Genomic DNA, 18,991 nt, shown 5'->3' with positions numbered 1-18,991 from the left:
ACGGGCACGTCGCCCTCGGCGGGCGGGCACGTCACCGTTGGCGGGGGGAAGGCGAGCGGCGCCGTCGGGCCCGGGGACGACGCAGCGGGGTGCGCGCGGTCCCCACCGCGCGCACCCCGCTGGTCCGTGACCTCGGGAGAGGGTGTGCGCCCTCCCCCCGTCACCTCCTGGTCACCGGCTCAGGAGAGCGCGGCGCGCCTCTTGCTCAGCAGGTCGAACGCGACCGCGAGGAGCAGGACGAGGCCCTTGATCGCCTGCTGCCAGGCAGCGTCGACGGCCATGATCGACAGACCCATGTTGAGCACGCCCATGATGAGCGCACCGATCATGGCCCCGGACACGCGCCCCACGCCGCCCGCGACCGCGGTGCCGCCGATGAAGCACGCGGCGATGGCGTCGAGCTCGTAGTTCATGCCCGCCGCGGCCACGCCGGCACCGGCGCGCGAGGTCGTGATGACGGCCGCGACCGCGGCCAGCACGCCCATGTTGACGAAGATGCCGAAGTCGACGCGGCGCGAGTTGACGCCCGACAGCACGGCCGCGTGGCGGTTGCCGCCGATCGCGTAGACGTGGCGGCCGAACACGCTGCGGTTCAGGACGAACGAGTACGCGATGATGAGGATGCCCACGATGAGCAGCACGATCGGCGTCCCCCCCGAGCTGAGCGACAGCCAGTACGTCACGACCCCGATGAGCACCGCGGCCAGGACGATCTTGACGACGAACGCGGGCAGCGGCTCGACCGCGAGCTCGTGGCGACGCAGCGACATCCGCGAGCGCCACTGCGCCACGGCGAACGCGACGATGCCGATCCCGCCGATCACGAGGGTCACCACGTCGAGGTTGCCGACGAACCCGAACCAGTTGGGCACCGAGCCGTTGCTGATCGCGATGAACCCGCTGGGCAGGCCCGCGACCGTGGTGCCGACCAGGACGATCGCGAGGCCGCGGAAGATGAGCATGCCCGCGAGAGTCACGATGAACGCCGGTATCCCGACGTAGGCGACCCAGAAGCCCTGCCACATCCCGACGAGCGCCCCGACCCCGAGGGACAGGACCACGGCGAGCAGCCACGGCAGCTCCCACTGGCTCATCATGATGGCGCACAGCCCGCCGACGAACGCGACGACCGAACCGACCGACAGGTCGATGTGCCCGGCGACGATCACCATGACCATGCCGATCGCGAGGATCATCACGTAGGCGTTCTGCTGGATGAGGCTCGCGACGTTGTTCGGGTAGAGCAGGCGCCCGTCGGTGAGGACCTGGAAGAGCAGGACGATCACGAGCAGTGCCGCGACGATGCCGTACTGGCGGACGTTGCGGCCGAGGTATTCCCTGACGGCGTTCATCGGACGTCGACTCCCTTGTCCATGGTCATGTAGTGCATCAGTGCTTCTTGGGTGGCGTCGGCTCGCGCCACCTCTCCGGTGATCCGGCCCTGGCTCATCGCGTAGACGCGGTCGCACAGGCCGATGAGCTCGGGGAGCTCGGACGAGATGACGACGACGGCCTTGCCCGCGTCGGCGAGGGCGTTGATGATCGCGTAGATCTCGTACTTAGCGCCCACGTCGATGCCGCGCGTGGGCTCGTCGAGGATGAGGACGTCCGGGTCGGAGTACACCCACTTCGACAGGACGACCTTCTGCTGGTTCCCGCCCGAGAGCTTGCCGGCGATCGCCTCGACCGTGGGCGCCTTGATCCGGAAGTCCGTGCGGTAGCGCTCGGCGACCTGGGTCTCGGCCTGCGAGTCGACGACGCCCCAGCGGGACACCTTGCCGAGCGCGGAGGCCGAGATGTTCTCCCGGATGGTCTGGATGAGGTTGAGGCCGTACCGCTTGCGGTCCTCGGTCGCGTACGCGAGTCCGTGCCCGATGGCCTCGGAGACGCTGCGCGTCCTGATGGGCGCACCGTTCTTGTAGACGGTCCCGGAGATCTTCGCCCCGTAGGAGTGTCCGAACACGCTCATCGCGAGCTCGGTGCGACCTGCGCCCATGAGCCCGGCCATGCCGACGATCTCTCCGGCGCGCACGGACAGGTTCGCGTGGTCGACCACGACGCGCTCGGTGTCGATCGGGTGGTGCACGGTCCAGTCCTCGATGCGCAGCACCTCCTCGCCGATGGTCGGCTCGTGGTCCGGGAAACGGCTGTCGAGCGAGCGCCCGACCATGCTGCGGATGATGCGGTCCTCGGTCACGGGCTCGGTGCCGTGCAGGTCGAGGGTCTCGATCGTCGCGCCGTCGCGGATGATCGTCACGCGGTCGGCGATCGCGGCGATCTCGTTGAGCTTGTGGCTGATGATGATGCAGGTGATCCCGTGGCTGCGGAACTCGTCGATGAGCTTGAGCAGGTGGGCGCTGTCCTCGTCGTTGAGCGCCGCGGTGGGCTCGTCGAGGATGAGCAGGTCCACGCGCTTGGACAGCGCCTTGGCGATCTCGACGAGCTGCTGCTTGCCGACGCCGATGTCCATCGACTTGGTCGCGGGGTTCTCGGACAGGCCGACGCGCTCGAGCAGGGCCGCGGCCTCGCTCGTGGTGCGGTGCCAGTCGACGATCCCCGCGGAGGCCTTCTCGTTGCCGAGGAAGATGTTCTCCGCGATCGACAGGTGCGGGACGAGCGCCAGCTCCTGGTGGATGATGACGATCCCGCGCGCCTCGCTGTCGCGGATGGTCCTGAACTCGCACGTCTCGCCGTCCATGACGATCGTGCCGTCGTAGGTGCCGTGCGGGTAGACGCCCGACAGCACCTTCATCAGGGTCGACTTCCCGGCCCCGTTCTCCCCGCAGATCGCGTGGACCTCGCCCCGGCGCACGTCCAGCGTGACGTCCTGCAGGGCCTTGACGCCGGGGAACTCCTTGGTGATCCCCCGCATCTCGAGGATGTTGCTCTCGCTGGCCATGGGTCAGCTCCTCACTCGTCCGTTCCGTGGTGGCCCGTCGCCGCGGCGGTGCCGCGGGTCGGACGACCGTCTCGCCCGTCGTGCTGCGCGGACCGTGCCCGGCCCCGGGACTGCTGCCCCGGGGCCGGGCACGGTGCGACCGGTCAGAGGCCGAGCTTGTCGGCCGTGTAGAAGCCGGAGTCGACGAGCGTCGTCTGGACGGTGTCGGCGGTCACGACCTGCGGGTCGAGGAGGAACGAGGGCACGACCTTCACGCCGTTGTCGTAGGTCTCGGTGTCGTTGACCTCGACCTCCTCGCCGTCGACGATCTGCTGGACCATCTTGGCGACCTGGTCGCCGAGCGTGCGGGTGTCCTTCCAGACCGTCATGGCCTGCTTGCCGGCGAGCATGTTCTTCACGTTGGCCTCGTCGGCGTCCTGGCCCGTGACGAGCGGCCAGCCCTCTCCGGCGGAGTAGCCGCTGCCCTCGAGCGCCTGCTCGATGCCGAGCGCGAGCGAGTCGTTGGGCGAGAGGACGACGTTCACCTTCTTGTCCGTGTAGAACGAGTTGAGGCGGTTCTCCATCTCGGACTGGGCCTTGGCGGACTCCCAGCCCTGGATGCCGATCGTGGTCCAGTCGTCGACCGTGGCGGGTGCCTTGCCCGAGGGCACGACGAGCTGGCCCGACTCGACGTAGGGGGTCAGGACGTCCCAGGCACCCTTGAAGAAGAAGCGGGCGTTGTTGTCGTCGGGCGACCCGGCGAAGGGCTCGAGGTTGAACGGTCCGGCGCCGCCCTCGAGGCCGAGCTGCTCGGCGATGAACTCGCCCTGGAGCGTGCCGACCTTCTCGTTGTCGAACGTCGCGTAGTAGTCGACGTGCTCCGAGTCGTTGATGAGGCGGTCGTACGCGATGACCGGGATCTCCTCCTTGGCGGCCGCGTCGAGGACCGGGCCGAGGGCCGTGCCGTCGATCGAGGCGATGACCAGCACGTCGGCGCCCTGGTTGATCATGTTCTGGAGCTGGGTGATCTGCTGGTCGACCTTGTTGTCCGCGTACTGGAGCGTGGTCTCGTAGCCGGCGTCGCCGAGGAGCTCCTCGAGGTGTGCGCCGTCGTTGTTCCAGCGCTCGAGGCTGCGGGTCGGCATCGCGATGCCGATCAGGGGCGTGTCGCCACCGCCGGTCTCGCCGCCGCCCGACTCGCTGCCCGCACGCTCGGAGCTGCATGCCGTGAGGGCACCGAACAGGAGCGTCATCCCAGCAGCGGCCGCGACCGCCTTGCGCATTGACGTCATCGTCATTCCCTTTCGTCGTCGAACCAGGGGGCGGGCCTCGGCTGTGAGGCCCGCGTCGCCTCCGAGCCGCGGAGGGGGGTCCGCGTTGCCTCGGTCGGCACTGGAGCGAAACTAGCCAGGCTTGAGTTAGAGCGTCAAGCGCAGTAACCAGTTCGTGACCTAATTGTGTTCGAGACTCAAACTCAGAGTGGAAGCGGTACCACCGCTGCACCCCCGGAAAAGGCCCGTGTCGCCTCGGTTCTCCGGCCCTCACCAGCGTGTACGCTGCTGCCTGTGAACAACGACCGGTCCACACCCGGCTCGCAGACCTCACTCCGAGAAGCGAACCGAACACGCATCGTGGATGCGGTGAAGCGCTACGGCGGCCTCACCCAGGTCGAGCTCGCCGAGGCCACGGGGCTGTCCACGGCGACGGTCTCGACCATCGTCAAGGAGCTGACCCAGGCAGGGGTCGTCGACACCCGACCCACCTCGCGCTCCGGACGCCGCGCGCTCAAGGTCACGCTCGCGCGCCAGCTCGGTCTCGTCGCGGGCATCCAGTTCGGCCACCGCCACCTCAAGGTCGCGCTCGGCGACTTCGGCCGCACGATCGTCGCCGAGCAGCAGATGCCCCTGCCCGTGGACCACCGCGTCGACACGGGGCTGGACCGCGCGGCCCTGCTCGTCATGGACCTCCTCGAACGCATCGGCGCCTCGACCGACGAGCTCCTGACGGTCGGCATGGCCCTGCCCGCCCCGGTCGACATCTCGACCGGGATGATCTCGGTGCGCGGCATCATGCGCGGCTGGGACGACCTGCACGTCGGACAGGTCATGTCCAAGCGCCTCGCGCGCCCCGTCGTCGTCGACAACGACGCGAACCTCGCCGCGCTCGCCGAGGCCGAGCTCGGGGCCGCCCGCGCGTATCGCGACTCGGTGTTCGTCCGGGTCTCGTACGGGACCGGGGCGGGCGTCGTCGTCGGCGGGCACGTCCACCGGGGGTACGCGGGGACTGCCGGCGAGATCGGCCACGTCCAGGTCGACCCTGCCGGACCCATCTGCCGCTGCGGCAACCGTGGCTGCCTCGAGACCGTCGTGGGGTCGGGCGCGCTGCTCGACCTGCTGCGCACGAGCCACGGGGACATGACCCTGCGCGACGTCATCTCCCGCGCGGTCGACGGAGACCCTGGCTGCCGACGCGTCGTTGCCGACGCGGGCGACCGCATCGGCATCGCGGTCGCGACGCTCGCGAGCGCCATGAACCCTCAGGTCATCGTCGTCGGGGGTGAGCTCGCGGAGACCGGCGAGATCCTCGCCGGCCCCCTGCGCGACGCGGTCCGGCGCCACCTCGTGCCCAACACGATCGCCCCGGTCGAGGTCGTGCTGGGCGAGCTCGGCGCGCGCGCCGAGGTCATGGGCGCGCTCGCGCTCGCCCTCCAGTCGACCGACGTCACGAGCGACGTCCGCCTCGCCCCGGGGGCGCCCGGCCCCGTGGGCCTCGTCGCCGCAGGAGACTCCGGCCCCCCGTCTCCGGGAGACCGACCATGACCGCGACCGCACGACCGTCTCGCCACGACGACGTGGCGGGCACGACGGCGCCCCAGGGCGCCCGAGCACGAACAGGTGACAGAACGTGAGCAGCTCCGCCCTCCCCGCCCTGTCGTTGCACGGCATCGACAAGTCCTTCGGCGCGGTCCGTGCGCTCGAGGGCATCGACCTCGAGGTGCACCGCGGCGAGGTCGTCGCGCTCGTCGGCGACAACGCCGCGGGCAAGTCGACGCTCGCCAAGGTCATCGCGGGCGTCCTCGTCCCGGACGCGGGCATCATCGAGTCCGACGGCGTCCCCGTCACCATCCCCAACCCGGCGGCCGCGCACGCGCTCGGGATCGCGACGGTCTTCCAGGACCTCGCGCTGTGCGACAACCTCGACGTCGTGTCCAACCTCTACCTCGGGCGCGAGCTGCGCCACGGACCGCGGCTCGACGAGGCCGCGATGGAGGACAACGCGCGCCGGATCCTGCGCGACCTCACGTCGCGCATCCCCTCGGTCCGCACGCTCGTCTCCGACCTGTCGGGCGGCCAGCGCCAGAGCGTCGCGATCGCACGCACGCTGCTCGGCGACCCGCGCATCGTCGTGCTCGACGAGCCCACCGCCTCGTTGTCCGTGTCACAGACGGCGGAGGTCCTGACGCACATCGAGCGCCTGCGCGACCTGGGGCACGCGGTCATCCTCATCAGCCACAACATGACCGACGTGCGCGCCGTCGCGGACCGGATCGAGGTCCTGCGCCACGGGCGCAACAACGGCTCGTTCTCCGGGCCCGGCACGAGCTACGAGGAGATCATCGCGGCGATCACGGGCGCTGTCGCCGCTCCGCGTCGGGCAGCCCGCCTGGCCTGACGCAGGATCCGACCTGCCTCCGCGCGGCGGGAAGGCCCTGCCACGTCGACGGACCCGGCGGGCCGCACCCACGGGCCGCACCCACGGGCCGCGCCCACGGGCCGCGCCCACGGGCCGCAACTGCGGGCCGCACCTGCGCGGGAGGGCGCCCGTCCGCGAGCGCCCCGACGTGTCGTCGCGGTGAACGGGACGGGGACCGGCGCGCCCTGGCGTTACCGCCGGGTTGCCGGCCTGTGGAGATCCGGGCGCAGACCGGACGAACGGCGCAGACCGCCCCGCGCACCGCTTCCCCTGCGAACTTCACCCGCTCTACATTCGAGGCACGACACCACCGGGGGTCCGCTCGACCGGACCGCCCGTCGTCGTGACCGGCACGCAGGGGTGTCGCTGCCCGTCCCGACGTCATCGCCGCCGCCGCTCTCGAGCCGCCGCGCGCCGACCTTCTCGTCGCTCGACGTCCCGGTCCCGCTTGCCGTCTCTCGTCGTCCGACGGAGGAGAACGCATGGGTAGCAGCAGACTGGCCGCGGTGCGGCTCCTGGCCGTGGTCGCGGTGGCCTTCGGGCTCGTGTACATCGGGTGGCGCTGGACGGGGACCGTGGCGTGGGACGCCTGGTGGATCGCGGTCCCCCTGGTCGTGGCGGAGACGTACAGCCTGGGCGAGACCGTCCTGTACTCGCTGACCATGTGGAACGCGAGGCGCCGGCCCCCGGCTCCCCCGGCCCCCGAGGGCCTGAGCGTCGACGTGTTCGTCACGACGTACAACGAGCCCGTGGACCTGGTCCTGCGGACCGCGATCGCGGCGCGCGACATGACGTACCCGCACGCGACGTGGGTCCTCGACGACGGCAACCGGCCCGAGCTCGAGGTCGCGGCGTCCCGCGTGGGCGTCGGGTACATCACGCGCGGTCCCGAGTGGGAGGGGCGGCCCCGCTTCGCGAAGGCGGGCAACGTCAACAACGCGCTGTTCCGCACGAGCGGCGACCTCGTCGCGATCCTCGACGCCGACCAGGTCCCGGAGCCGCGCTTCCTGGACCGGGTCCTGGGCTACTTCGAGGACGAGGAGGTCGCGTTCGTCCAGACGCCGCAGCACTTCTGGAACGTGCCGCCGAGCGACCCGCTGGGTACGCAGGCCGAGCTGTTCTACGGTCCCATCCAGCAGGGCAAGGACGGCTGGGGCGCGGCCTTCTTCTGCGGGTCGAACGCGGTGCTGCGGCGTGAGGCGCTCATGGCGCTGGGGCTGACCCGGTTCTCGCGGGACGCGCGCGGTGCGATGCGCGCCGCGCTCCGGGCAGGGCGGTCGCGGCTCCAGGACCTCCTGAGCCAGCTCGCGGTGCGCGAGCCCTCGGCGATGCCCGTCGCCGAGCAGGCCCTGGCCGCGGTGCGCCGGGCCGAGGGGCAGTTCCGGCGCGGCGACGTGCTCGCCGAGATCACCTCGGAGCTGCGATCGGCCTTCACCGCGGCCCTGGTCCAGGCGCCTGTGGCGCCTGTCGCACCTGTCGCGCCTGTGGCGCCTGTCGCACCTGTCGCGCCTGTGGCGCCTGTGGCGACCGCGGCGACCGGGACCGTGGAGCCGCCGGAGATCCAGGAGACCCCGTCCCTGCCCGAGGACGTGGCGGGCGAGCTGCTCGCCGAGCTCGACGGGGTGCTCGAGCGCGTCGACGTGGCCCGCACGGACCAGGCCCTGACGATCAACCCGCTCGACACGACCACGATCACCGAGGACATGGCCACGGCGATGCACCTGCACGCGATGGGGTGGACGAGCGTCTACCACCACGAGGTGCTCGTGCACGGGCTCGCGCCCGAGGACGTCGGCACGGCGCTGTCGCAGCGCCTGCGCTGGGCCACGGGGTCGATGCAGGTCTTCTTCCGGGACAACCCGCTCCTGGTCCGCGGGCTCTCGCTGGCCCAGCGGCTCATGTACCTGGGCACCATGACGAGCTACCTGAGCGGGTTCGCCGCTCTGGTCTACCTCGCCGCGCCCGTGCTCTTCCTGACGCTCGGCGTCTTCCCCCTGCATGCGGACCCGGCGCTGTTCTTCCTGCACTTCCTGCCGTTCTTCGTGGCCTGCCAGCTCCTCTTCCAGGTGTCCGGCAAGGGCAGCCGCGGGCTGTGGCGGGGTCAGCAGATGTCGTTCGCACTGTTCCCCACGTGGATCGCTGCGACGCTCTCGGGAGCCTCCGCGGTGTTCCTCGGCCGGCACGTCGCGTTCTCGGTCACGTCCAAGACCAAGCAGGCCACGGGCACGGGCTACCGGCACGTCCTGCCGCAGGTCGTCGTGACCGTGGTCCTGCTCGTGGCCTCGGCGGTCGGGGTGACCCGGATGCTTGCGGGCGAGGCCTCGGCGCCCGCCACGTTCCTGACCCTGGGCTGGGTCGCTGTCGACCTGGCCCTCCTGTCCGCCGCGCTGCGCGCTGCGCGGTACACGGGGCCCGGCGACACCGTCGGGGACCCCGTCCCCCCGTCCGTCGCACTGCTCGCGGCCCAGGCCGTGGGCGACGTGCTCGACGGCGACGACGCACTCCCGACCACGTTCGACCCGACGGAAGTCCCGCTAGACCTCACCGTCCGCCACGTCCCCAGGAGCTCGCCATGGCCGCCTTCGTCAGCGCACCCGACCTCACCCTGACCCATCCCGTCACGAGCATCGACCTCCCCACCGGAGGGCGGCTCGACGCCGCCGCCGTCCTGTCCCTGCGTGAGCCCGTGTCGTCGGCCGTGGCCGACGGTCCGGTGCTCGTCCTGCTCGACGTCTCGGGGGTCGACGGCGTGTCGCCCTCGGGCGTGGCGGGCCTGCTCGACCTGCTGCGCGTGGTCCGGTCGCGCGGCGGGGACCTGCGGATCTTCGGCGCCTCGGCCGCGCTGCAGCACGCGTTCACGGCGCTGCGGCTCGACACGGTCACGCGCATCTACGGCGGCCACGACGAGGCGCGGGGTCTCCTCGCGTCCCGGGCCTCCTGATGGCGTTCTACCTCCCGGGCGGCCGTCGCCGCCGGCCCGGCCTCGTGACGCCGCTCGTGGTCATGATGCTGGGGGTCGGCGCGGTGGGCGCGGGGTTCGCCGTGGCCGGTCCGCCCGCGACCCCGGAGGCTCCCGTGGCCGCGGCGTGCACCGCGGAGGCGGCGAGCATCGTGCCCGACGACGGCACGCTGCTCGGCGTCAACCTCGACTGGGCGTCGGAGACCCTCGAGGAGCACCGGACCTACCTCGACCACGCCCCGGCGGTCGCGGTCCAGTTCTCCGACGTCCCCTACGACCGCGAGACGTGGGAGCACACGGTCAGCGCGGTCACCCAGATGAAGGCCAACGGGGGCGTGCTGCTCCTGACGCTCGAACCGCACGCGGGGCTCGCGGCCATGTCGGACGAGGTGGTCGCGACGCTCGCCGACGACCTGCGGGACGTCAACGAGCAGGGGGTCGCGGTCGTGCTGCGGTTCGCGCACGAGATGAACGGCTCCTGGTACGCGTGGGGCCAGCAGCCGGCGGCGTACGTCGAGACGTTCCGTCGGTTCGCGGCCGCGGTCCATGCCGAGGCGCCGGGCACGGCCATGATGTGGGCGCCCAACTACGGCGGCGGGTACCCGTTCACGGGCGGCCAGTTCGCGGCGCTGCCGGGGTCGGCCGACTACGCGGCTCTGGACACCGACGGCGACGGCACGCTCACCATGACCGACGACAGCTACCTGCCGTACTTCCCGGGGGACGACGCCGTGGACTGGGTCGGGGTCTCGCTCTACCACTGGGGCAACCAGCGCCCGTGGGGCAACAACGAGGTCCCCGAGGACGGCAAGTTCCTCGCGATGCTCACGGGCACGTACGTGGGCACCGCGGGGGACGACGCCGCGGTGCCGGACTTCTACACGGTCTACGGCGTCGAGCACGGCCATCCCGTGGCGGTGCCGGAGACCGCCGCGATCTACACGCCCTCGCGCGGCGGGGCCGCCGAGCTCGACATCAAGCGGGCCTGGTGGCGGCAGGTGTTCTCGCCCGAGACGCACGAGCGGTTCCCGCAGCTCAAGATGGTCAACTGGTTCGAGTGGGACAAGTACGAGATCGAGATCGACGACGACGTCGACTGGCGGGCAGCGGGCGCCGCCGACGTCCGCGACGCGTTCGTCGCCGACCTCCCGGCGTGGCTGCGCTACGCCGAGGACGTCTCGACCTGCGAGGAGTGACATGCGACCGACCCCGCGCAAGGCACCGCGTCGCGCACCTCGCCCGGGCGTCCTCGTCGCCGCCGTGATCGTCGTGGTGGGCCTCGCCACCCTGGCGGCCGCCGCCGTCGGGCCGCCTGCGTCCGGGCCCGGGGCTCCCCGGATGGGGGCCCCGCCCGGGCCCCTGACCTGGGCCGACGAGTTCGACGGCGCGGCCGGCGCCCCGCCCGACCCCTCGCGCTGGCGTCTCGAGACGGGCGGCAGCGGGTGGGGCAACGGCGAGCTGCAGTACTACACCGACAGCCCGGGCAACGCCTCGACCGACGGCGAGGGCCACCTCGTCATCACGGCCCGTCGGGAGAACCCCGGCGACCTGTGGTGCCACTACGGTCGCTGCGAGTACACGTCCGCGCGGCTCATCACCGCGGACCGCTTCGCCCAGCAGTACGGGCGCTTCGAGGCGCGCATCAAGATCCCGGGCGGGCAGGGCACCTGGCCGGCGTTCTGGATGCTGGGCCAGGACATCTTCACCACCGAGCCGTGGCCCGCGAGCGGCGAGCTCGACGTCATGGAGAACGTCGGCGCGGAGCCGGGCACGGTGTGGGGCAGCCTGCACGGCCCCGGGTACTCGGGCGCGGACGCGATCCACGCGTCGACCACGCTCCCGGACGGTGAGCGGTTCGCCGACGACTTCCACACCTTCACGGTCGACTGGGCCCCGGGTGCGATCACCTGGTACGTCGACGGCGTCGAGTACTCGCGCAGGACCCCCGCCGACACCGGTGGTGACCCGTGGGTCTTCGACGACCCGTTCTTCCTGCTGCTCAACCTCGCGGTCGGCGGCGACTGGCCCGGCCCGCCCGACGAGAGCACCCCGCTACCTGCGCGGATGCTCGTCGACCACGTCCGGGCCTACGCGTGGGACGAGCCGTAGACGCGGGCGAGGCGCGCCCCCGCACGGGGGACGCGCCTCGCTCGCGGGCGGACGGGCTCAGCCCTGGGCGTCGCTCGCGTTGCGCGCCTCGGCCTCACCCAGGATGCGGCGCAGGTACGTGTACGTGAGGTCGCCCGCGGCCTTGTCGTACTGCTCCTCGTAGCCGTGGCGCGTGTACAGCTCCAGGTTCTGCTTGGAGTCCTTGCCCGTGAAGACCCAGATCTCCGTGGTCTCCTCAGGAAGGTGCGGCAGGACCGCGAACAGCATCTGCGTGCCGATGCCGCGGCCCTGGAGGTCCGGGGCCACCGCGAGCCGCCCGAGCGTGGCCTTGCCGCCCTCGATCTCCACGCGCACCGACCCGACCAGGCGCGGCCCCTGCCACGCCCCGAGCGTGATGACGCCCTGGGTCGCCAGGTCCGCCTTGAGCTCGGCGAGCGTCTGCGTGAGCGGCGGGATGTTCGGGTCCCCGTAGAGCTGCGCCTCGGTGACGAACGCTGCCCGGCGGAGCGTGAGGAGCTCCCCCGCGTGCTCGTCCGTGACGAGGTCCATGGTCATCGGCGTGTCGGTCATGGTCCCATCGTGTCAGAAACGGGCGACCCCGCGGTGCGCGTCCGCGGGTGGAATGGTGACCGTCTCACCTAGCCCTTCACCGCCCCCGCCAGCCCGGACACCAGGTGACGCTGCACGAGCACGAAGAAGACCAGCACGGGCACCGTCATGATGACCGAGCCCGCCATGATCGCGCCCCAGTCGTTCTGGTCGTCCTTGAAGAACGTGAGGATCGCGAGGGGCAGCGTCTGGTTCTCCTGTGCCGAGATGATGAACGTCTTGGCGAACAGGAAGTCGTTCCACGTCGAGATGAACGAGAACACGCTGACCGCGACCACGCCCGGGAACACGAGCGGGAACAGGATCGAGCGCACGAACCGGAAGCTCTTGGCCCCGTCGATCCGCGCGGCCTCCTCGAGCTCGACCGGGACGGCCGCGACGAAGCCGCGCAGCATCCAGATCGCGAACGGGATCGAGAACGCGAGGTGCACCAGCACGAGCGAGCCGAGCTGGTTGAGGCCGAGCGCGGGGACGGACGCCCCCATGTTCCGGAACAGGAAGAACAGCGGGATCGTCAGGGCCTCGATGGGCACCATCTGCGCGATCAGCACGATCACGAGCAGCGTCGTACGGCTGCGGAACCGGTAGCGCGTGAGCGCGACCGACGCGAGGAACGCGCAGATCGTCGAGAGGACCACCACGGCCAGGGCCACGACGAGCGAGTTGAGGAAGAACCGCCCGAAGTCGTTGACCGTCAGGACCCGCACGAACGAGTCGAGCGTGAGGTCCGTCGTGAACAGCGACGCGTCGCCCGCGTCGATCGCGGCCTTGGGTCGCAGGGCCGACAGGACCATCCAGTAGAGCGGGAACGCGACGACGAGCGCGACCAGGAGCGCCACGGCGTTCGAGCCGGGGTTCTTCCACGCCCGACGGCGCCGCGCACCCGCGGCGCCCGCCCCGCCCCGCGCGGTGGTCGCCCCGGCGTCCGGGGAGCCCGTGCCCCGCACGGCGGACGGTGAGGTGCCGCGCCCGACGGGCGCTCCGGCGTCGGGCATGCCGGCGGTGACGCTGGTGCTCACAGGACCTCCCCTGATCGGCGCAGCAGGCGCAGGTAGACGAGCGTGACCCCGAGCAGCAGGAGCGTCATGACGACGCCGATCGCCGACCCGAGCCCGTACAGGTTGGACGCGAACGCCTGCTGGTAGGAGTACACGTTGAGGACGAGGTTCTGCCCGCCGATCCCGCCGCCGTTCGTCATGACGTAGATCTGCGTGAACACCTTGAAGTCCCAGATGATCGACTGGATCGTCACGATGATGATGATCGGGCGCAGCATCGGGACCATGATCGAGCGCGCGATGCGCGGCATCGACGCACCGTCGAGGCGAGCGGCCTCGAGCAGCTCGCTCGGGATCGCGAGGATGCCCGCATACACCGTGACCAGCACGAACGGGAACGAGCACCACACGACCTCGGCGCCCACGAGCGCGAACGCCGGCCACTTCTCGGCCGTCCACGAGTGCCCCGCGAAGCCCGACAGGCCGACGTCGACCAACGTCTTGTTGACGAGCCCGAGCGTCGGGTCGAACAGGAAGAGCCAGACCGCGGAGCCCGTCATCGCGGGCGTGGCCCACGCGCCGAGCGCCGCGAGGAACAGGACCGAGCGCACCCACCGGCTGACCCGGGTCGCGAGGACCGCGAGCGCCGAACCGAGCGCGAGGGTCGCGACGACGCAGCCGGCCGCGAAGACCGTCGTGTTGAGCAGGACCGTCCAGAACTTCGCGTCCCCGAAGAGCTGGGCGTAGTTGCCGAGACCCAGGAACTCGAGCGGCGCCCCGCCCGTGACGTTGGCCTGGCGGTAGTCGTAGAACGACGTGACGACGAGCTGGTAGAGCGGGTACCCGAGCAGGCCGACGAGGATCGCGGCGGCCGGCAGCAGGTAGGCCCACGGTTCGAGCCGGGAGGTCCCGGTCCGGGAGCGACGCGCGGGACGCGGGGGGCGGGCGGACGTGCTGCCCGCCCCCGGTGCGGTGGTGAGCGAGGTCATCAGGGGGCCTCGGAGAACGCCTTGTCCATCGCGGCGGCCGCGGTCTGCGTGGCCTGCTCGACCGTGGCCTGCTTCGTCGCGACGGTCTGGAGCATGGTCTTGATGTCGCCCTGGGCGTCGATCTGGGTCCACGCCGGGGTCGAGGGGACGAACTCGGTGCCCGCCGCGAGGGTCTCGGTGAAGGGCTCGATCGCGGGCGTCGCCGCCGCGACCTTCTCCTGGACGTCGGTGAACGTGGGCAGGTTGCCCATCGCGTCGAACATCTTCTCCTGGTACTTCTTCCCGCCCAGGAGCGTCATGAAGTCGACCGCGAGGGACTTGCGCTCGGTGCTCTTGAAGACGCCGAGGTTGTTGCCGCCCGCGAACGCCGGGGCGATCTCGCCGGCCTTCTCGCCCGGGAGCGGGACGATCGCGTACGTGGCGCCCACGGCCGACTCGTCGACGGCCTTGCGGTTGAAGTCGCCGCCCACGACCATTCCCGCCGTGCCCGCGACGAACTGCTGGACGCTCGCGCTGCCGGTCCACTCGGCGCACAGGGCCGAGGGGCAGATGTCGTCGGCGAGGAGGTTCGTGTACGCCGTGACGCCCGCGCGGGACTCGGGCGTGGTGAGCGCCGAGGTGTACGCGCCGTCGGAGCCCTGGGTCGCGAGCGCTCCTCCGCCCGCCCACAGGAACGGCATGGCCGCGTACTGGTACGCGCCGCCCGCCGCGATACCGACCATCTCGGGCTTGGCGGCCCGGATCGCGCGCGCCGCGGTCTCGATCTCGGCGAGCGTCGCGGGGACGGACAGGCCCAGCTCGGAGAAGACGTCCGTGCGGTAGTAGAGCGCGCGGACGCCGATGAACCACGGGACCCCGTAGGTCGCACCGTCGATCTCGGTCGTGGCGGCGATCGAGGGGGTCAGGTCGCCCGACTCGTCCCAGGCCGCGACCTCCTTGGTCACGTCCGCGAGACCGCCCGCGGCGACGTAGGCCGCGATGTCGGTGTTGCCGAACTCGGCGACGTCGGGGGCCGAAGCAGGGTCGTTGAACGCGGCGTTGAAACGCTCGGCGCGGGTGTCGACGGGGATGTACTGGACGTCGACCTCGACGCCGTCGTGCTCGGCCTCGAACTCCGCGACGGCCTCGTCGACCACCGCGGCCTTGGGGTCCTGGTTGACCTCGGCGAAGAGCCACACGCGCAGCGTGCCCGTGCTCTCGTCGTTCTCGGCCTCGGTGATCGTGGACTGGGTGGGGGCGCAGGCCGTCAGGGCCAGCACGGCGGCGACGCCGAACGCCGCCAGGCGGGACTTCTTCATATCGACTCCGTCATCGACTCGGGGGCCGGCGTCGTCGGTGGCGCCGGTTCCGGGAGGTTATGCAGCCGTTCGCGGTGCGGTCCACGTCGTGGCACCCTCCGTTGCGCACTGCACAATGGAAGACAACTTTGTTGCCTATCAGGCGGTCGGCCGGACGCGGCCCGGACGGAGCCGGTGGACGCGCGACGGCGCGGCTACCCTGGGACCGTGTCCAGCACCTCTCTGTCGAACGTTCCTGCCTCCGGCGCGCCCGACGCGTCCACGCCGACCCACTGGGTCCTCACGCTGTCCTGCCCGGACGGTCCGGGGATCGTGCACGCCGTCACGGGGACGCTCGCCGAGCACGGTGGCAACATCACCGAGTCGCAGCAGTTCGGCGACCCGCTGTCCGGGCTGTTCTTCATGCGCGTCCAGGTCGAGTCGACCGCGTCGCGCGACGAGCTCGAGACCGCGCTCGCGCCCGTGATCGAGGCGTTCGACATGACGTGGAACCTCGACGTGGTCGGGCGCCGCGTGCGCACCCTCGTCATGGTCTCCAAGGCCGCGCACTGCCTCGTCGACCTGCTCTACCGCGAGCGCTCGCAGGGCATGCCGATCGAGGTCGTGGGCGTCGTGGGCAACCACCGCGACCTCGAGGACATCGCCGCGTTCTACGGCAAGCCGTTCCACCACGTGCCCGTCACGCGCGACACCAAGGCCGCCGCCGAGGACCGCCTGCGCGAGCTCGTGGCCGAGCTCGACGTCGAGCTCGTCGTCCTCGCGCGCTACATGCAGATCCTGTCCGACGACCTGTGCCGCGACCTGTCGGGCCAGGTCATCAACATCCACCACTCGTTCCTGCCGAGCTTCAAGGGCGCCCGCCCCTACGCGCAGGCGCACGACCGCGGCGTCAAGCTCATCGGCGCGACGTCGCACTACGTGACGGGCGACCTCGACGAGGGACCGATCATCGAGCAGGACGTCGAGCGCGTCGACCACTCGCGCGCCGTCGAGGACCTGGTCGCGCTGGGCGAGGACGTCGAGCGCCGCACGCTCGCGCGGGCCGTTCGCTGGCACGCCGAGCACCGCGTGCTGCTCGACGGGCACCGGACGATCGTCTTCCGCTGACCTGCGCGCCACTGCTGCACGCTCGACGCAGTCACGGCTCCGGCGCCAACCGGACCTCGACCGGGGTGAGCCCTAGGTCGAGGACGCCCGTGGTCCACGGGGACACCCATCGCCAGGCCTCGGGCAGCGCCTCCGGGGCGGGTCGCGCCCAGACCGACACGTCAGCGCCTGAGACGGCGATCCTGACGCCCTCGACCGTCGACGGCGGTACGTCGCGGGCAAGGTCGACGAGCGCGGCCAGGCGGCCCGCCAGGGCAGGGTCTTCGCACTGCAGGGTCATGGGCGCCGCGTCGGTCGTGACGGCGAAGAGGTAGTCGGCGCCGTGGTCCCCTTCTCGGCCCCCGTGCTCGCACAGTGCGGCAAACACCTCCTCGAGCTCGGCGGGTGTGCCGGAGACCGTGACGTCGATCATCTCGGAGCGGGCGTCGTAGCCGGTCTGCACCATGCTGGCAGGCTCGACGAGGTCCACCACTCCCGGCATAGGTACCAAGGTGTCGAGGAACGCGTCCCGGCGCGCGGTGGCCTCGACGTCGGCCGTGCGGTCGGGCGCATCCGGGACGACCAGGCCGATGACGACGGCCGCGACACCGATCAGGACCCCGACGAGGACCACGCTGACGACCAGGGCGAGGACCGTGCGACGCCGCTCAGCCGGTCCTCGCGCCTCGGCGTCGTCGCCGGCGAACGCCGACGTCCCCGACCTGCTGACCTCTGACGTGTTCTCCCCCGCGCGAACCATGGCCCGAGCATACGGACCGACCGCCTGCCTCCCTGCGACCCGCCCACGCCAGCGCCAGCGCCAGCACCGCGCGCCCCTACCTCCCCGCGGCCCGCACCGCCGCCGCGAGCCGCGCCACGGCCTCCTCGACGCGCGCGTCCGCGAGGTTGCCGTACCCGACGACGAGCCGGTCCCTCCCGGCGTCGCGCCCGGCGGCCGTCGCCCGGTACCGCTCGACCGCCGCGACGTTGACCTCGCGCAGCGCCGCCTCGCGCACCACGTCCGTGGCCACGACGCCGTCCGGCAGCTCGACCACGGCGTGCATGCCCGCGGCGATCCCCGTGACGAGCGTCCCGGGCAGCGCCTTCCCGAGCGCCTCGACGAGCACCTGCCGGCGCCGTCGGAACCGTCCCCGCGCAGCGCGCAGGTGCCGTTCGTACGCGCCGGACGTCACGAACCGCGCGAGCGCGAGCTGGTCGATCGTCGACGGACCGGCCCCGCCCCGGTCGACCACCGGGTCCCGCCACCCCGGCGGCAGCACCGCCCACCCGAGCCCGAACGCGGGCGACAGCGTCTTGCTCAGCGAGCCCAGCAGCACCACGCGGTCGGGCGCGAGCCCTTGCATCGCGGCCACGGGCCGACGGTCGTAGCGGAACTCGGCGTCGTAGTCGTCCTCGACGACCAGCCCGTCGACGTCGCGCGCCCACCGGACGAGCACCTCACGCCGCGCGGGCGAGAGGGCCGCTCCCGTGGGGAACTGGTGGGCGGGCGTCACGAGCACGGCGCGCGCACCGGTCCGGCCCGCCGCGGCGAGGAGCGCGTCGACGTCGATCCCGTCGCCGTCGACCGGGACCGGCACGGGCGTGAGCCCCGCGGCGGCCGCGGTCTCGCGCAGGCGCGACCAGCTCGGGTCCTCGACGAGCAGGGCCCGGTGCCCGGCCCCGTGGAGCGCCGCCGCGACGCGCCGCATGGCGTCGTCGGCGCCGTGCGTCACGACGACGTCGCCCCCGCCTGCGCGCACGTGCCGGGCGCGGGCGAGGTAGTCCGCGAGCGCCGCCCGCGTCGCGGGATGGCCGGTGGGGTCGGGGGCCGCGAGGTCCGCGTCGGGCGCCTCGGCGAGGGCCTCGCGCAGCGCGCGGACCCAGGGGGCGCGCGGCACGTGCCGCAGGTCGGGCACGCCCGGCCCCAGGTCGAGTCGGGCCCGGGTGGTGGGCAGCCCTCCCGTGCCCGACGGCGTCGCCCGGGCCCCGGGGCCGGTCGCCCAGGCGTGGGTCCGGGCCGTGAGCGGGACCCTGGTCCCCGACCCTGTCCGGGACTCGAGTGCCCCTTCGGCGACGAGCTGACCGTAGGCCTCGGTCACGACCCAGCGCGAGACGCCCAGGGTGTCGGCGAGCACGCGGCTCGGGGGCAGGGCGGCCCCGGGCGGGACGCGTCCGAGGTGGACGGCCTCGCGCACCGCGTCCTCGAGCCGCCGGTGGAGCGGGCCGGGCCCCGTGCCCAGGTCGAGGACGGTCTCCCAGGCGAGCGCCGTCGTCGGGCCGGGGCTGGGCGGACCGGACGCACGAGGCGAGCGGGGCGGCACCCTCGCCTCGTGTTCGCGCCGCACATTGGTCTGGTCAGATGCCATGCCAAT

At 72.0% G+C, this 18,991-nt stretch carries 16 protein-coding genes; 7 read left to right on the top strand and 9 right to left on the bottom strand.

All coding sequences use genetic code 11. From position 1 onward, the window contains the following. Positions 1–179: 179 nt before the first annotated feature. The 3 genes from mmsB to chvE all read right to left on the bottom strand — a co-directional run bounded on the left by mmsB (position 180) and on the right by chvE (position 4,170). Positions 180–1,352 carry a multiple monosaccharide ABC transporter permease gene (mmsB, locus tag JOD48_RS06370; RefSeq protein WP_191789407.1) on the bottom strand — a complete coding sequence of 391 codons (1,173 nt, stop codon included), beginning with the start codon at positions 1,350–1,352 and terminating at the stop codon, positions 180–182. Then, a complete protein-coding gene (gene mmsA, locus JOD48_RS06365) occupies positions 1,349–2,899 on the bottom strand; it encodes a multiple monosaccharide ABC transporter ATP-binding protein (protein WP_204808116.1) in 1,551 nt (516 codons plus the stop codon). Before mmsA ends, mmsB begins: the two co-directional genes overlap by 4 nt. A gap of 143 nt (positions 2,900–3,042) precedes the next feature. Continuing rightward, positions 3,043–4,170 carry a multiple monosaccharide ABC transporter substrate-binding protein gene (gene chvE / locus JOD48_RS06360; protein ID WP_225226712.1) on the bottom strand — a complete coding sequence of 376 codons (1,128 nt, stop codon included), beginning with the start codon at positions 4,168–4,170 and terminating at the stop codon, positions 3,043–3,045. Positions 4,171–4,443: 273 nt separating this feature from the next. Here chvE and JOD48_RS06355 point away from each other — a divergent pair, with 273 nt between their 5' ends. The 6 genes from JOD48_RS06355 to JOD48_RS06330 all read left to right on the top strand — a co-directional run bounded on the left by JOD48_RS06355 (position 4,444) and on the right by JOD48_RS06330 (position 11,639). Beyond that, positions 4,444–5,697, top strand: coding sequence for an ROK family transcriptional regulator (locus JOD48_RS06355; RefSeq protein ID WP_191789410.1), 1,254 nt, complete (start codon positions 4,444–4,446; stop codon positions 5,695–5,697). An 85-nt stretch (positions 5,698–5,782) separates the two neighbouring features. After that, on the top strand, positions 5,783–6,550 hold the full coding sequence (locus JOD48_RS06350; RefSeq protein ID WP_138825348.1) for an ATP-binding cassette domain-containing protein: 768 nt from the start codon (positions 5,783–5,785) through the stop codon (positions 6,548–6,550). 503 nt (positions 6,551–7,053) lie between these two features. Then, positions 7,054–9,180: a glycosyltransferase family 2 protein gene (locus JOD48_RS06345; RefSeq protein WP_204808114.1), complete on the top strand. Its 2,127-nt coding sequence runs from the start codon at positions 7,054–7,056 to the stop codon at positions 9,178–9,180. After that, positions 9,144–9,512, top strand: coding sequence for an STAS domain-containing protein (locus JOD48_RS06340; RefSeq protein WP_191789412.1), 369 nt, complete (start codon positions 9,144–9,146; stop codon positions 9,510–9,512). Before JOD48_RS06345 ends, JOD48_RS06340 begins: the two co-directional genes overlap by 37 nt. Next, positions 9,512–10,726, top strand: coding sequence for a glycoside hydrolase family 26 protein (locus tag JOD48_RS06335; RefSeq protein WP_204808112.1), 1,215 nt, complete (start codon positions 9,512–9,514; stop codon positions 10,724–10,726). Before JOD48_RS06340 ends, JOD48_RS06335 begins: the two co-directional genes overlap by 1 nt. 1 nt (position 10,727) lies before the next feature. After that, a complete protein-coding gene (locus JOD48_RS06330) occupies positions 10,728–11,639 on the top strand; it encodes a glycoside hydrolase family 16 protein (RefSeq protein WP_204808110.1) in 912 nt (303 codons plus the stop codon). 57 nt (positions 11,640–11,696) lie between these two features. Here the strand turns inward: JOD48_RS06330 and JOD48_RS06325 are convergent, their stop codons facing one another. From JOD48_RS06325 to JOD48_RS06310, 4 genes are all read right to left on the bottom strand, one after another. Then, the gene (locus JOD48_RS06325; protein ID WP_138825356.1) at positions 11,697–12,209 is read right to left on the bottom strand and encodes a GNAT family N-acetyltransferase; all 513 of its coding nucleotides are present in this window, start codon (positions 12,207–12,209) and stop codon (positions 11,697–11,699) included. Between the two features lie 68 nt (positions 12,210–12,277). After that, complete coding sequence (locus JOD48_RS06320) at positions 12,278–13,267, bottom strand: carbohydrate ABC transporter permease (protein WP_307824007.1); 990 nt, start codon at positions 13,265–13,267, stop codon at positions 12,278–12,280. Next, positions 13,264–14,235, bottom strand: coding sequence for a carbohydrate ABC transporter permease (locus tag JOD48_RS06315; protein ID WP_204808108.1), 972 nt, complete (start codon positions 14,233–14,235; stop codon positions 13,264–13,266). Before JOD48_RS06315 ends, JOD48_RS06320 begins: the two co-directional genes overlap by 4 nt. Continuing rightward, positions 14,235–15,533 carry an extracellular solute-binding protein gene (locus JOD48_RS06310; RefSeq protein ID WP_191789415.1) on the bottom strand — a complete coding sequence of 433 codons (1,299 nt, stop codon included), beginning with the start codon at positions 15,531–15,533 and terminating at the stop codon, positions 14,235–14,237. The genes JOD48_RS06315 and JOD48_RS06310 overlap by 1 nt, the downstream gene beginning before the upstream one ends. A 207-nt stretch (positions 15,534–15,740) precedes the next feature. Between JOD48_RS06310 and purU the strand changes: the two genes are divergently transcribed. Beyond that, the gene (purU, locus tag JOD48_RS06305; protein WP_307824005.1) at positions 15,741–16,640 is read left to right on the top strand and encodes a formyltetrahydrofolate deformylase; all 900 of its coding nucleotides are present in this window, start codon (positions 15,741–15,743) and stop codon (positions 16,638–16,640) included. A gap of 31 nt (positions 16,641–16,671) precedes the next feature. Here the strand turns inward: purU and JOD48_RS06300 are convergent, their stop codons facing one another. Both JOD48_RS06300 and pdxR read right to left on the bottom strand, forming a co-directional pair. Further along, positions 16,672–17,379: a hypothetical protein gene (locus JOD48_RS06300; RefSeq protein ID WP_204808105.1), complete on the bottom strand. Its 708-nt coding sequence runs from the start codon at positions 17,377–17,379 to the stop codon at positions 16,672–16,674. A 76-nt stretch (positions 17,380–17,455) separates the two neighbouring features. Beyond that, positions 17,456–18,985, bottom strand: a complete 1,530-nt coding sequence (gene pdxR / locus JOD48_RS06295) for a MocR-like pyridoxine biosynthesis transcription factor PdxR (protein ID WP_204808103.1) — start codon at positions 18,983–18,985, stop codon at positions 17,456–17,458. Between the last annotated feature and the right edge of the window lie 6 nt (positions 18,986–18,991).

The organism is Oerskovia paurometabola (assembly GCF_016907365.1).
Taxonomy (GTDB): domain Bacteria; phylum Actinomycetota; class Actinomycetes; order Actinomycetales; family Cellulomonadaceae; genus Oerskovia; species Oerskovia paurometabola.
The sequence above is the reverse complement of the archived record's forward strand: the minus strand, read 5'-3'. Positions and strand labels throughout refer to the sequence as shown.